The organism is Photorhabdus sp. P32, assembly GCF_038085095.1.
In the GTDB taxonomy this organism is placed as follows: domain Bacteria; phylum Pseudomonadota; class Gammaproteobacteria; order Enterobacterales; family Enterobacteriaceae; genus Photorhabdus; species Photorhabdus luminescens.
The window spans coordinates 32,801-46,462 of the sequence record NZ_JAZGJN010000263.1 but is presented as its reverse complement, the minus strand read 5'-3'; the positions used below and the strand labels follow the sequence as shown (position 1 = coordinate 46,462).

At 45.9% G+C, this 13,662-nt stretch carries 14 protein-coding genes; 13 read left to right on the top strand and 1 reads right to left on the bottom strand.

Features of this window, described 5'->3' with window-relative positions; translation table 11 throughout:
- Positions 1-549 precede the first annotated feature (549 nt).
- The 3 genes from V2H77_RS12180 to V2H77_RS12170 all read left to right on the top strand — a co-directional run bounded on the left by V2H77_RS12180 (position 550) and on the right by V2H77_RS12170 (position 3,174).
- Positions 550-1,428, top strand: coding sequence for a DsbA family protein (locus tag V2H77_RS12180; RefSeq protein ID WP_341498996.1), 879 nt, complete (start codon positions 550-552; stop codon positions 1,426-1,428).
- A 335-nt stretch (positions 1,429-1,763) separates the two neighbouring features.
- On the top strand, positions 1,764-2,855 hold the full coding sequence (locus tag V2H77_RS12175) for a ParB/RepB/Spo0J family partition protein (RefSeq protein ID WP_341498995.1): 1,092 nt from the start codon (positions 1,764-1,766) through the stop codon (positions 2,853-2,855).
- A gap of 46 nt (positions 2,856-2,901) precedes the next feature.
- Positions 2,902-3,174 (top strand): helix-turn-helix domain-containing protein, encoded by a 273-nt coding sequence (locus tag V2H77_RS12170; protein WP_341498994.1) that lies wholly within the window; start codon positions 2,902-2,904, stop codon positions 3,172-3,174.
- Positions 3,175-3,626: 452 nt separating this feature from the next.
- Here the strand turns inward: V2H77_RS12170 and V2H77_RS12165 are convergent, their stop codons facing one another.
- Positions 3,627-4,238 (bottom strand): hypothetical protein, encoded by a 612-nt coding sequence (locus tag V2H77_RS12165; protein WP_341498993.1) that lies wholly within the window; start codon positions 4,236-4,238, stop codon positions 3,627-3,629.
- 155 nt (positions 4,239-4,393) lie between these two features.
- Here V2H77_RS12165 and mobH point away from each other — a divergent pair, with 155 nt between their 5' ends.
- The 10 genes from mobH (at position 4,394) to traA (ending at position 13,593) form a co-directional block, all read left to right on the top strand.
- Complete coding sequence (gene mobH / locus V2H77_RS12160) at positions 4,394-6,154, top strand: MobH family relaxase (RefSeq protein ID WP_341498992.1); 1,761 nt, start codon at positions 4,394-4,396, stop codon at positions 6,152-6,154.
- 111 nt (positions 6,155-6,265) lie between these two features.
- Entirely contained in the window at positions 6,266-8,095 is a 1,830-nt protein-coding gene (gene traD, locus V2H77_RS12155) for a conjugative transfer system coupling protein TraD (RefSeq protein WP_445935486.1), read from the top strand.
- A 52-nt stretch (positions 8,096-8,147) separates the two neighbouring features.
- The gene (locus V2H77_RS12150) at positions 8,148-8,693 is read left to right on the top strand and encodes a hypothetical protein (protein ID WP_341498990.1); all 546 of its coding nucleotides are present in this window, start codon (positions 8,148-8,150) and stop codon (positions 8,691-8,693) included.
- Complete coding sequence (locus V2H77_RS12145; RefSeq protein ID WP_341498989.1) at positions 8,650-9,279, top strand: DUF4400 domain-containing protein; 630 nt, start codon at positions 8,650-8,652, stop codon at positions 9,277-9,279. Before V2H77_RS12150 ends, V2H77_RS12145 begins: the two co-directional genes overlap by 44 nt.
- 242 nt (positions 9,280-9,521) lie before the next feature.
- Positions 9,522-9,803 (top strand): type IV conjugative transfer system protein TraL, encoded by a 282-nt coding sequence (traL, locus tag V2H77_RS12140; RefSeq protein WP_214053500.1) that lies wholly within the window; start codon positions 9,522-9,524, stop codon positions 9,801-9,803.
- Positions 9,800-10,420 carry a TraE/TraK family type IV conjugative transfer system protein gene (locus V2H77_RS12135; protein WP_341498988.1) on the top strand — a complete coding sequence of 207 codons (621 nt, stop codon included), beginning with the start codon at positions 9,800-9,802 and terminating at the stop codon, positions 10,418-10,420. Before traL ends, V2H77_RS12135 begins: the two co-directional genes overlap by 4 nt.
- Before the next feature lie 133 nt (positions 10,421-10,553).
- Positions 10,554-11,318 (top strand): TraK domain-containing protein, encoded by a 765-nt coding sequence (locus V2H77_RS12130; RefSeq protein WP_341498987.1) that lies wholly within the window; start codon positions 10,554-10,556, stop codon positions 11,316-11,318.
- A 209-nt stretch (positions 11,319-11,527) separates the two neighbouring features.
- On the top strand, positions 11,528-12,628 hold the full coding sequence (locus tag V2H77_RS12125; protein WP_445935485.1) for a TraB/VirB10 family protein: 1,101 nt from the start codon (positions 11,528-11,530) through the stop codon (positions 12,626-12,628).
- Entirely contained in the window at positions 12,625-13,203 is a 579-nt protein-coding gene (gene traV / locus V2H77_RS12120) for a type IV conjugative transfer system lipoprotein TraV (protein WP_341498986.1), read from the top strand. The genes V2H77_RS12125 and traV overlap by 4 nt, the downstream gene beginning before the upstream one ends.
- A 12-nt stretch (positions 13,204-13,215) precedes the next feature.
- Complete coding sequence (gene traA, locus V2H77_RS12115) at positions 13,216-13,593, top strand: TraA family conjugative transfer protein (RefSeq protein WP_445935484.1); 378 nt, start codon at positions 13,216-13,218, stop codon at positions 13,591-13,593.
- The last annotated feature ends 69 nt before the right edge of the window (positions 13,594-13,662 follow it).

The window sequence follows — 13,662 nt, the reverse complement described above, 5'->3', positions numbered from 1 at the left end:
GTTCTTTTCATTGTGAAAAATAATTCTGCTTGTCCCTCACCTTACCTTCCTCCCAAATATGGCACATTAGCCCCTTTTTATGACTTCCAGAAGCAAGACCCGAGGCCGAATCTCGGTAAGATCGCTGAACATAGTAATTATACCTGTCATCTTTCAAGTTGCCTCTTTGTTGGCTGCGCTCACTCACCCCGGTCACATCGTTATCTATGCTCCCGGGGATTCGTTCCTTTGCCGTCGCGATGCATCTTAAAATCCATAGGGTATAGGTATTAATGAAATTGCCTAAATTGGGCAACTTGACGGAGTTACTTTTCTAAAAAGTTTTGTACTCTTCTACACTGATAGCTTAGGAAATAAATTTAGCCCAGCCAAGCTTATCAACTCATTGGCCGGTTTAAACTCTGTGCCCCTTAATACGGCAGGATAAACCAACCTAATGAACCAACTGAAATATCATCCACCCCTTGACCAAATATGCGAAGCTTGAAGCCGGTTCCTTTGTGAAAAAGCTCAATTCCATAAAAATTTACTAACAGGAGCTAATCTGACATGGTAGAACGAAATAACAACCAAATCCGATATGGTATTATTGCCAGTATCGTGTTAGGGATCTTAGGCACCGGCTTTGGCATTTTTCAAACGATCAAAGGGCACAAGCTGGAGGAAGATCTGTCCATTGTGAAAACGTCCGTCAGTTCAATCCAAAACAGTGAAAAAATCACGTTCAAGACCCAAACTGATTTTGAAACTGCTGTCGTTACCAGCATCAACAAGTTTGTAGCTCAAAAACAGAAGAAAGAAATTGATCAGAAGTTCACCCAGTTCAAGGCTGCATCTGAAACCGTGGAAGACGGCAAGCACATCTATGGCGATCTCAACGCACGGTTCACACTGGTTGAGTTCAGCGACATGGAATGCCCCTACTGCAAACAGTTCCATGACACACCTAAACAGATTGTGGATGCTAGCAAGAACAATGTGAACTGGCAGTGGAAACACCTTCCTCTCAACTTCCATAATCCCGCCGCTCACAAAGAGGCGTTGGCAGCTGAATGCATTGCAGAGCAGAAAGGCAACCGTGCATTTTGGGTGTTCATCAACGACGTTTTCTATCACACCCAAGGTAACGGCAGGGGCGTTCCAGATCTGGCCGCACTTGTGACTGGCGTTGATGCGGATCTTAACAAGTTCCGTGAATGTCTAGCTTCAAGCAAGTATGAAGACAAAATCCAACAAGATATTCAGAAAGCCACTGGCTATGGTATCAACGGTACCCCAGCCACCTTCATCGTTGACAACCACACAGGTAAGAGTCAGCTCTTGGGAGGCGCCCAACCTGCCCAAGCAATCATGGCAGCCATACGGAAGATGACGGCCGAACCTCAAGAAGAATCTTTTAATTCTAATTCAGCTAGTAAGGAACCATAACTTTCACATGTGAAAGTCGAGTTCTTCAAAAATTTGACCCAAAAAAGACCACGCATCAACGTGGTATTGTCAGCTCAATCATCAACTGTTGGTACTGGAATCTAATGCATCAATAGAACAGTTCTTGTGATTTTGCGACTCGATGACCATATTTTCGTGCAAATTTTGTTCTAATGGAATCATAATTAGATATTGCTGCATCATTTTATGAACGTTAAAATCCTTCCCATATGAAAAACGAGTGCTTGTAAGACCTACAACCCAAATTTGGAAACCTTCGACATCGTGATTAACGACATAAACTCTTACTATGAGCAACAAAGGTGGGCTGAGCAATGGCTATGAATAATTTTAAAAGCCTATCCACGCTTGCTAAATCCGCCAAGAGCAAGAAAGGTAGAGAAATTCTGACGGTAAGCGTCAATGATGTTGAATCGAAAGTTCAGGTGCGTAAGCGTTTCCGAAATATCGGGGAGTTAGCGGTTACGCTGCTAACCGAAGGTCAACAATTTCCAATCATCGTGTTTCCGAAAGACGCTGATGGTAAATACATCATTCAGAAAGGAGAGCGCCGCTGGAGGGCTTGTAAACACGCAGGTATTCAAACCATCGATATCGTGATTAACGATAAAGTACAAAGTAATTTGGATGAAACTGCTGGTGAGTTGATCGAGAACATTCAGCGTGACGATCTAACGCCGGTAGAGATTGCAGAAGCTTTACATCAGTTCATCCAAGAAGGGTGGAAACAGAAAAACATTGCTGAACGTATCGGCAAAAACACTACCTATGTTTCGACACATCTGTCTTTACTTAAGATGCCTGACTGTGTTCGTGAGTTGTACAATAATGAAATATGTTCTGACACAGAAACACTGAATAATCTGCGCCTTTTGTTCGAGCTAAACCAAGAGCGTAGTCGTACTGTATGCGCAGTAGCAATGAACAATGGAATAACTCGTAAACAAAGCCGGGAACTCCTGAATGACGCTAAACGCATCAAAGAAAATCTGGAGAAGATGGCTCAATCTGGTTTAGGACAAACCGATAACGACAACAATTTGGAACCAAGCTATGAGCAAGGAAATCCCTTAACTGGCTCACAAGATAACAGCAAGAAGGAAAGCGAAAGTTCGACAGAGGATGATAAAGAACTGATAACTAAATCAACCATTCAGGACGATACTGGTAGTGAAGCATTACTGCTGTTACCGAACGATCAAGGCTGGAAAAATGTTCGTCCTGAAAGCCTGGTTTTCGTTGTCAACGTGAACGTTGATTATGAATCAAAGCGTGGCGTCATTATGACTGACCGTGTGGCGTTAAATCCAGGAACAGTTTGGGTGAAAACTCTGGATGCTCAGGGGAAGGAAAATCCTGTTTATGTTTCTGTGTCGGACATTGAGTTAGTGAGTGTTGAAGGCTAAAGAAGGAAGTCCCTTTACTTGTGGGACTTGTCAAGAACGGGTAGATATGAAGATCTCACGGGACATGAAAAGAAAATTTGCTTTGGTAAATGCTTTATCCAAGATGGAGAAACCCAGTCTTCTGGGCCTTCACAAAGCGACAAAAATCCCCGAATCAACGATTAAACGGCAGTTGTCCACACTTCGCGATGAGTTTGGTATGAGCATACTCTTTGTTCGGGAGTCTACCGGCGAACGTGGCGCTAAGGGTTATTACATGCTGACTGATTGGGGAATTATTGATAGGTCCTCGTTTTTGAACAGGTACAGTCAGTTATGACCCGTCCAATAAAAAACCTAATCAAAAGCAATTAAGAGTCATTTTTTAGGCTGATAACAAGCTGAATTATGAGGCTAAAAACTGGCTTCAGAGCAGTGCGACGGGAGTATTGCACTGCTGGTACGGCGCATGACATTTCCAACGAAGAAGACGATAGGCATGTCAAAGCAAGGCTGTGAAATGTCGTTATATTTAGTGCGTCAGCAAACAAAGAAGAGACTTAAGGGAAATGTGCCGGCTATTTTGACCGGCTTATCAGCTCAGCCCCTTAAAATTCCAGAGTGATTTCAATATGTAATATTTTCACCTGATTATTTTTTAATGAAATTAATTCTATTTAAATAGTATCTAACTAAAGCTTCAAGGTGAAATCCCCAAGAAACGCTCAATTAAAAATGGGAGTCCTCACACAGCAAGGAAAGGTGTCGTTACATAAATCGCGTGTTGGTTTGTTATTTCAGAACGTTGCATAAGTTCGCCACTGAAAAAGGACGTATAGAGTCACGAACAATGCGACGGTTAACATCTGTGACAACCTGGTTAGTGCAGAAGTAGGTCCAGGCATTTAGATAGTCCTGATAGTTAAAAGTTGGCGGTACGCAGTTGATTATTGCTTCTTTCGGAATATTATTAGGACCTTCGGTCTCAATAAAGCGCCAATCATGCTCATCCATACCTTTTCCATCATCGCAGTAACGTGTCCAGCGGGAAAGCTCATACAGCGAATAGCCTTTTCCCATAGATTTGAAGGTATTCAGCGCCTTATTAACATCACCTTTCTTCACACTATTGGGAATAGTTGATGTGGAGAGGATCGAGCCGTCAGCGGCTTTGTTCTGCATGACTCCGACATTCCCATTACCCAACACATGGATATAACCGGGCTGATTAAGAGCAGCCCCACCTCTCCCCATATTATCCCAAGCCACAGAGAGTTCACGACTAACCAGAGCTAGTTTGTCATTTTTAGGTGGAATGGGAGAAGTTAGTTGCTGCTGTTCCGAAGTGCTGGACGTGCAACCGACCAAAATAGTCATACCAATGATCGTCAAGAGTTGTCTCATTATTTTTTCCTTTCTAGCTAAGGCGTTGATAAGCCCATTTTAAAAGGTAGAGAGTGGAAAATGGGTTTCTAAAACTGCCCAAATTGGACAGATAGACGTATGTGCCACGTTACGAGGTTTTGAGAGCATATAGCGACGAGAGATACGATAGGAAAATGGTCAACTACATGCTGAATGTCTTAAGCAAGTTATTTGGTAGACGAGGTGGCCATATCGAGACCACGATAAACATCCGAACATTGCCACTGAAAGATGGGGAGGATAAAGACATCCCTCAATATCCACCTTTTATCAAAGGTCTACCAGTAGTCCCATTAGAGACAATATTGGCAACCCAAGCTGAATTGATCGAAAGGGTTAGGAACTCTCTCGGGTTCACTGTAGCAGACTTCAATCAACTAGTATTGCCAGTGATTCAACGTCATGCGGCTTTTGTACACCTGCTGCCAGCTTCCGAAACTCACCATCACCGGGCAGCAGGCGGCTTGTTTCACCACAGTCTGGAGGTTGCTTTCTGGACTACCCAAGCGTCCGAATCGGTTATATTTTCCATTGAAGGAACCCCTCGTGAACGCAGGGAGAATGAACCCCGCTGGCGTCTCGCTAGTTGTTTCTCCGGTCTCCTGCATGACATAGGCAAACTTCTCTCTGATGTGTCCATTACGGACAAAGAGGGTGCTATAGCTTGGAACCCGTATTCAGAATCGTTGCACGACTGGGCTACTGGTCACAGTATAAACCGTTACTTTATTCGGTGGAGAGATGATAAGAGACACAAGCGGCAAGAACGATTCTCGATTCTGATCGTTGACCGGATTATCCCTCACAAAACCCGTGAGTTTCTCTCCGCATCTGGCCCCTTCATTATGCAGGCTATGTTGGAGGCAATTTCAGGTATGGATGTGAATCAGCCGATAACAAAGTTGATGCTTCGAGCCAATCAAGAAAGCGTATTACGAGACCTTCGCCAGAATTTCCTTGATGTTAATAAGGTTGTCTATGGTGTACCTATTGAGCGCTATGTGTTCGATGCCCTCCGGCGGTTGGTTAAAACTGGAAGATGGAAGGTCAATGAGCCTGGGGCAAAGGTTTGGCATCTACAACAAGGCGTTTTTATCGTATGGAAGCAACTTGATGATCTCTATGACGTTATCAGTCAGGATAACATTCCTGGCATTCCACGCGATCCCGACACATTAGCCGACATTCTCATTGAACGAGGCTTTGCTATCCCTAACGCCGACCACGAAAAGAGCCAAGGAGCATATTACCGCTATTGGGAAGTGCTACCAGAAATGCTTCAAAAAGTTACGGGGGCAGTGAAGCTTTTGATGCTGCGCCTGGAATCCAATGAACTCATCTTTACTACTGAACCACCTGCCCCTGTTGCAGCAAAGGCGGCGAGCCATGATGAGATGGCGGAGCCTCCAATATGGGCTACAGAGCCGTTATGGGCTACAGAGCCGTTGTCGATGATAGTTGATTCGTCAGAACAAACTATGTCATTCCAAAAGGAGGACAGAGAACTAGCGAAAGCTCAAGGACAGCAGGAGGAAGTGACAGCGGATGATGCAAGGGATGTGTTGATTACGTTGCTATCACAATTTGGCGATGCCGCTCCATTACTGGAAGCAGCGATCATACCTATCCTGGATGGCAAGAAAACGCTGGGAGAAGTGTTGTGCTTAATGAAAAACCAAGCGGTAATCCTCTACCCAGAAGGTGCCAGCCATTTGGGAAACCCACCCGAAATCCTGTCTAAACTGTCGCAGGCAAATGCCATCGTCCCAGATCCGATTATGCCGGGACGTAAGATTCATGATTTCAGTGATATCAAAGCAATTGTGTTGGCGGAACATATTTCCGAAGCGGTGATTGCGGCCATCAAAGAAGCAGAAAGCGCAAGGGATAGATAAGCGAATGGCTCTACAAACCGTTCAAAATGAGCATAAAGCACCAAATATCCACGACAACAAGAAGAGGGAGAGCAGAACATGGCAATAAATTATGACCCGCTTGCCTACGACATGCCGTGGCGGCCGAACTATGAAAAGAGAGCAGTAAGCGGATGGTTGGCGGCTTCCGGCACTGCTTTGGCGGTTGAACAGATCAGTACTATGCCACCAGAACCATTCTACTGGATGACCGGAATTTGCGGTGTGATGGCTATGGCTCGATTACCTAAGGCTATCAAGCTCCACTTGCTCCAGAAACATCTTCTCGGTAGGGATCTTGAGTTCATCTCACTAAGAGAGCTACAAAAATACATTAAAGGTTCACCTGATGAGATGTGGCTTGGCAGTGGTTTCATATGGGAAAACCGTCACGCTCAACGAGTGTTTGAGATCTTGAAGCGTGACTGGACCTCCATCGTCGGGCAGAAATCCATACTAAAAAAGATAGTCAAGAAGGTCCGCGGTAAGAAAAAAGAGGAACCTATCGGCCATACTTGGATTCATGGCGTAGAACCCAAGGAAGAAAAGCTGATGCAGCCCCTTAAACATACTGAAGGGCACTCTCTGATCGTAGGTACTACAGGAGCCGGTAAAACCCGGATGTTCGATATCCTCATTTCCCAGGCGATCCTGAGGGGAGAAGCTGTCATCATTATTGACCCAAAAGGCGACAAGGAAATGCGTGATAACGCCAGACGCGCATGTGAATCAATGGGACAGCCAGAACGCTTTTTAATGTTCCAACCGGCCTTCCCAGAAGAATCTGTTCGGATTGATCCGTTACGAAACTTCACTCGCGTCACTGAGATCGCCAGTCGTTTGGCCGCTCTAATTCCTTCAGAAACAGGTGTTGATCCGTTCAAATCGTTTGGCTGGCAAGCTTTGAACAACATCGCCCAAGGCTTGGTAATGATACATGAACGCCCTAACCTGACAAAATTACGTCGATTCCTTGAAGGCGGCGCAGCAGGCTTAGTGGTTAAATCGGTACAGAGTTATGCCGAACGAGTGGTCCCGGATTGGGAAGTCAAAGTCGCTCCGTATCTTGAGAAAGTGAACAATGGCCCTCGTGAGAAACAGGCTTCCGCTTTAGTGCGATTCTATTACGATGAAATACAACCGGAGCACCCCAACTCTGACCTTGAAGGTCTACTCAATATGTTCCAACATGACCAAACCCACTTCTCTAAAATGGTAGCAAGTTTGCTGCCTATCATGAGCATGTTGACATCTGGTGAATTGGGACCATTGCTCTCACCTGATGTACATGATCTCAATGATATTCGCCAGATCACCGATTCATCCAAGATTATCAACAATGCTCAAGTAGCTTATATCGGTCTGGATTCACTCACCGACAACATGGTGAGCAGTGCAATGGGTTCCATCTTCTTATCTGACCTTACTGCGGTTGCCGGTGACAGATACAACTATGGCATCAACAACTGTCCAGTAAATATCTTTGTCGATGAGGCGGCTGAGGTAATCAATGATCCATTTATCCAACTCTTGAACAAAGGTCGTGGCGCGAAACTCCGTCTTTTCGTTGCAACCCAAACACTTGCTGACTTTACGGCGCGTATGGGCAGCAAGGACAAAGCTCTACAAGTACTCGGCAACATCAATAACACTTTTTCATTGCGTGTCGTTGACAATGAAACTCAGGAATATATTACAGACAACCTGCCGAAGACCCGTCTCAAGTATGTAATGCGGACCCAAGGGCAAAATTCTGATGGTAAGGAACCCATCATGCATGGAGGCAACCAAGGTGAACGTCTGGTGGAAGAAGAAGCTGATCTGTTTCCAGCTCAACTCTTAGGAATGCTTCCAAATCTGGAATATATAGCCAAAATTTCAGGCGGCAAAATCGTGAAAGGTCGCCTACCCATATTGACTTAGTAAGGGCTGAACTATGTGTAACAAGAAGTACAAAGATTACGAGGTTGACATCATGGCCAACATGAACCCTTTCGACAGAATGATAAATGAATTAAAAAATCGTGATCGCAAGAACGCCCATATTTTGAGTATTCTTCAATTCGATTGGCCTGCATCGGAAACCATCATTGAAAAGCTGAGCTGCTATATCACCGATGGCATCAAGGCAAACCAAGAACCCATCATCTATTCGATCATTGAAGAAGCTCTCTTACGCTATAGCCAGCTCGTCTTTCACAAACAACAGGAAAAATATGAAGACCCAGCCAGAATAGGCGCCTTCCTCGATACGTTGATCACTGAAACCTGCCGCGCTCTTGAAGTGCAAATTGTCGATAGTAATGGCAATACCTGGTCCGTCGATTGCGGGGAGCCATTTTCGCTTTGGCTATCATCTCACCCTGGAAAACTGTCCATTAACCCACAGCCGCATGAAGATGAAGCTTCACTGAGAGGCTTACTATACGAATTGATCACCTGTGAGAGCGTGAAAACTGTATTGAGGAGAACGAATTATGAAGAAGCCGTGGTTACTGGTCGTATGGTTGCTGGTCATTGAACTTCTGGTGATTCTCCTGTTGATACCAGGGAATTGGATAGATCGCGCCATTAAGCAGGAGTCCGTATTGGTGGAACAAAGCCTTGGCGTTGAAGCACGAGATTGGATTCAAGAGAAGGCTTCCACTTGGTTTAGAGACAGTATCATTGATTCCGAATTTTACGAGGGCATGTACTATCTGTTGATCCCGTCCGAAAAGGAGCGTCAGAAGTCCACAGGCATGGAGAACATGGGACAAGATTGGTTTGTTTGGGTAAAAGGACGAATGGAGGCTTTAGTAAACGTGATTTACCAATTCTATACCAGGCTGGCGCTGCTGATGGCTTGGACCCCTTACATGCTGATTCTCTTCCTACCAGCCATTTATGACGGAATGATGACTTGGAAGATCAAAAGAACTAATTTCGACTATGCAAGCCCAGTGATCCACCGATACAGCGTTCGTGGAACGCTCTATTTAATAGCAGGACTGTTTATCACGTTCTTTATTCCGATAGCGCTCAATCCGGTGATCATTCCGCTAACCATGATGGCTTGCTGCGTCCTGGTTGGACTGACTTTCGGCAATCTCCAAAAACGTGTGTGATGAAGCCCCAAATATGGTGAAGCCCCAAAATAGACACGAGATACCTGTAAAGAACTTCGCTGTGAAAAGATGATACGAAGCGACCATTAGCTGCTGTTCAATTTTCACATGTGAAAGTTTTTCACCACTATTTTTCCTTCCCATTTGTCGCCAGATATGCCCGAAAAGGGCGTGAAGCCGTGATAAAAATTCGATGGTCCTGGCTGAGAATACAAGCCCCTAGGAAAATAAAGAGGGTCGCAATGAAGCCAGTAAAGATACCACGCCGGGTCGATGAACCACCCCATCTGCTATTGTGGGGCGCAGATGAGTTGGTCCCAATGCTGTTGGGACTGACGATAGGGGTCATCATCGGTAAAGCTCTGATCTGCTTTCTGGGTGGATTGCTCATAACCAACCTGTACCGGAGATTCAGAGACAACCATCCAGATGGATATTTGCTCCACATGATCTACTGGGCCGGGTTCCTTATGACCAAAGCTAAGTCTCTCAAAAACCCATTTGTTCGGAGGTATTTGCCTTGAATCTGAAAAAGTATCTTAAAACTTGGGAGGGATCTCAAACCGAAAATAAATGGGGTCGCATCTTTCAAAGTGGTTTGATCGCTATTATTTTCCTGCTGGTTATCCAAGTGTTCAGCAAGGAAACCATCGTCACAATCCAGCCCTTCACACTTACAGAAGAGGCTTGGGTGACGAAGAATAATGCTTCCCAGTCTTACAAGGAAGCATGGGGGTTTGCTTTTGCCCAGCTCTTGGGGAATGTCACGCCTAGAACCGTGGATTTTGTCAAAGAGCGAATCAGCCCTCTTCTCGCCCCGAACATCTATCAGGATGTGATTGATGTAATCGAAATCCAAGCTCTACAGATCAAGAACGACCGCGTATCTATGCGATTTGAACCCCGCTTCGTAGAGTACGAAATCAAGAGCGATAAGGTGTTTATCTATGGGTACTCCTACATCAAAGGAGCCTCATCTAATGAAGAACGCAGCGAACGCACATACGAGTTCGTTGTCAAGATTGCCAACTATGCGCCTGTATTGGACTACATCGACACCTATGCAGGCAAACCTCGTACCACAACTGTGTTAGAGCAGCTTAAACGCAAAGAAGAGACCCAGAGAAAGCATGAAGAATAAAGCTAACTTTTTACTTCTGGCACTGTCCTTAGCACTTGGATCATCAGTGGCCTATTCCTCGGACGATATCCCTGTCGTCCCAGCTAGTGTTATGAAAAAGGGCGTACCGACACCAATGCCTAACAGTGCTGAAGTGGTCGGTAGCGTGAACGAAAACCCACTCCTAACCATGAAACCGGGAGTTAACCAAATCATTCCTATCGCGATTGGTCACCCGAACCGCATTGTAACGCCATTCAGTGATCCTGAAGTGGTCTCTACATCGCTGACTAGCTCCAACGTAGAAGGGCAATGTGGAGAAGTCTGTATCAAAGAAAACGTAGTGTATGTTGCGACGGATAAGCAACATCCTGTGACTATGTTCATTACGGAAAAAGGCACCGAAGTGCAAGCTCTCAGCCTGACAATGATGCCCCGCCGTATTCCGCCAAGAGAAGTTTTTCTCAAGCTCGATGGCGGCATGAGGAGCACCGGCATGTACGTAAACACCAAAGCTGAGGCATGGGAGCAGAGTCAGCCTTATGTGGAAACTGTCCGCTCTGTCTTCCGTAAGATCGCCCTTGGCGAAGTTCCTCAGGGATATACCATGAATCAAATCCCGGTCAGCGCAGTAGTACCGAGCTGCGTTCATCCTAGAGTGAAAATTGACTTCTCCAAGGGCCAATACTTCATGGGGCATCACTTGAACGTGTTCGTTGGTATTGCTCAGAATGTCTCGAACCAACCCATCGAGTTTAAAGAAGCACTGTGCGGCAATTGGGATGTGGCGGCGGTGACGACATGGCCGCTGAATGTACTAGAACCGGGCCAAAAGACGGAGATCTATGTTGCGAAGAAGCAGAAACGAGGTATTGCGTCAGCCTCTCAGCGGCCTTCATTGTTGGGAGTTGCTCAATGATCAAGCGTTACTGGACTGAGCTTGACCCTAACAAAAAGCGTTATGTAGCGATTGTTAGTGGCGTACTCGCGCTTTTTGCTGTCGTGACAATATTTTCTGGCAAGTCTCCGAAAAAAGAGACGCTCGGCCGTCAGGAAACCATCCGGCACGTACTGACCGACAAGAACACCCGTGAGATTGGTATCGATTCTCTATCTGCTGATGTGAAGATGGTTTCGCGTGAGAACTCTGATTTAAAAAAGGAGTTAGAGCGAGTTAAAAAGGAGGTAGAAGGGAATAAAAGCGCTTCAGACAAGTCCACAGATGTTAGCCGTGAACTCGCTCATCTGCGCCAGGACATTGATGATCTGATCAATCAGAACAAGGCGCTGACAAAGAAAATCGAGAATAGCAAATCTGGCTCTGGAGACGGCGCTTCATCCGATCCTCATTCCCAAATCAACTCCGTTACTGATAGCAGCCAGTTAATGGACCAAAAGTTGGATTATAAAGACCCTGTATCATTTTTCCGTGATGCTCCGCTACCGGACTCAAAAGGTGGAATTCCTGCTGGCAGTAAAGGCGATGGCCGTGATGCAACCAAACCTGGCATTCAGATTGTAAGTTATTCACAAAAAGCACCAGAAGCGAATAAAAGCGTTAAGAATGAACAAAACGATTCTCTCTATTTACCATCAGGCTCCATCCTCACTGGGGTCTTAATTAACGGTATGGATGCGCCCACATCCCAAGGCGCTCGCCGCGACCCGTTCCCATCCACTATGCGGATTCAGGCGGAAGCCATCCTTCCCAACAGATTCAGAGCTGATGTGCGAGAGTGTTTCTTGATTGTGTCTGGTTATGGCGACCTGAGTTCTGAGAGGGCTTATCTGCGTGGCGAAACTTTTTCCTGTGTTCGTGAGGACGGCGGCGTTATTGAAGCTCGTCTCGATTCCTACGCAGTCGGTGAAGACGGTAAAGCCGGGGTTCGTGGCCGCGTGGTATCAAAGCAAGGGCAAATCATTGCCAAGAGCCTGATGGCGGGATTCTTAGGAGGCGTTTCAGAAGCGTTCGATGTCAACCCCGTCCCCGTAATTAATACTCATCCTGGCTCTGGTGCTAAATACCAGTCCGTTTTCTCCGGTCAAATGATGCAGGGAGCCGCTGTCAAGGGGGCAAGTAAAGCGCTAGACCGTATCGCCCAGTTCTACATTGATATGGCCGAGGGGATTTTCCCTGTCATAGAAGTCGATGCTGGCCGTAAAGTAGACATCATCGTGACCAAGGGTACCAAGTTACGAATTCGTTCCACCGGAGGAACTAAGGAATGAAATTTTTGACCATTTTGACCAGAAAAGGCAGTTACAGGGACCAAGCTAAAAAGGAACTACCCGTAAGATTCGTGCAGATGTTGGGGATAGGAACAACTTTAATAGCACTATCCGGTTGTTCCGCCTTTAACATCGGCAAAGATGAGTATAGCTGCCCTGGTATGCCAAATGGCGTTCAGTGTATGTCAGCACGAGACGTTTATGCTGCTACCAATGACGGAAATGTTCCACGACCTATGAAACCAGAAGAAGTTAAGGCCAAAGCGAAAGCAGGTGACCAACATTCCTCCAACGTTTCAGTGAACTCAGCTAACTCTGAAAATGCAGTGATTAACAACTATGTTGCTCCGCGTCTTCCAGATCGCCCAATTCCAATTCGCACACCAGCACAGGTTATGCGGATTTGGGTGGCTCCGTGGGAGGACACCAATGGGGATCTCATTGTAACAGGGTATGTATATACCGAAATCGAACCGCGTAGGTGGGTAATTGGAGATGGCACACCGCAAAGTGAACCAGTTTTGAGACCGCTGCAAACGGTAAAACACGAACCAAAGTCTAAAATAACTAAATAGGAGATGTTCATTATGAACGCAAATCAGTTGGCGAACGCCTCAAGTAAAAATAACCCCCTCTTCCTCCTGCTAGGGTTGATGGCGGCAGCATTCTTGCTCATACCGGATCAGGCCCATGCAGGTACCGGCGGTACAGCGTTTGACGACGTATGGACTACCTTAAAGGATTGGACCCAAGGTACTTTGGGACGAATCGTTGCGGGCGCCATGATTCTGGTTGGTATTGTTGCTGGTATCGCTCGTCAGAGCCTGATGGCGTTTGCTATTGGAATTGGCGGCGGTATGGGCTTGTACAACTCTCCAACGGTAGTGGAATCTATCATGTCAGCGACTTTGGAACATGTGGAAAAGGTCGTCCCAGTTGTACAACTCAGCAATGGCCTAATCTAATCGATACTTTCTGCTGTTTTTGAATGAGTTATAGGGGCTGCTCAAATGCTGCCCTTATTTTTGCCTCAC

Coding starts and splice junctions, on each gene's coding strand:
- V2H77_RS12180 (WP_341498996.1), top strand. CDS start 550: ATGGTAGAACGAAATAACAACCAAATCCGATATGGTATTATTGCCAGT.
- V2H77_RS12175 (WP_341498995.1), top strand. CDS start 1,764: ATGGCTATGAATAATTTTAAAAGCCTATCCACGCTTGCTAAATCCGCC.
- V2H77_RS12170 (WP_341498994.1), top strand. CDS start 2,902: ATGAAGATCTCACGGGACATGAAAAGAAAATTTGCTTTGGTAAATGCT.
- V2H77_RS12165 (WP_341498993.1), bottom strand. CDS start 4,238: ATGAGACAACTCTTGACGATCATTGGTATGACTATTTTGGTCGGTTGC.
- mobH (WP_341498992.1), top strand. CDS start 4,394: ATGGTCAACTACATGCTGAATGTCTTAAGCAAGTTATTTGGTAGACGA.
- traD (WP_445935486.1), top strand. CDS start 6,266: ATGCCGTGGCGGCCGAACTATGAAAAGAGAGCAGTAAGCGGATGGTTG.
- V2H77_RS12150 (WP_341498990.1), top strand. CDS start 8,148: ATGGCCAACATGAACCCTTTCGACAGAATGATAAATGAATTAAAAAAT.
- V2H77_RS12145 (WP_341498989.1), top strand. CDS start 8,650: ATGAAGAAGCCGTGGTTACTGGTCGTATGGTTGCTGGTCATTGAACTT.
- traL (WP_214053500.1), top strand. CDS start 9,522: ATGAAGCCAGTAAAGATACCACGCCGGGTCGATGAACCACCCCATCTG.
- V2H77_RS12125 (WP_445935485.1), top strand. CDS start 11,528: ATGGTTTCGCGTGAGAACTCTGATTTAAAAAAGGAGTTAGAGCGAGTT.
- traV (WP_341498986.1), top strand. CDS start 12,625: ATGAAATTTTTGACCATTTTGACCAGAAAAGGCAGTTACAGGGACCAA.
- traA (WP_445935484.1), top strand. CDS start 13,216: ATGAACGCAAATCAGTTGGCGAACGCCTCAAGTAAAAATAACCCCCTC.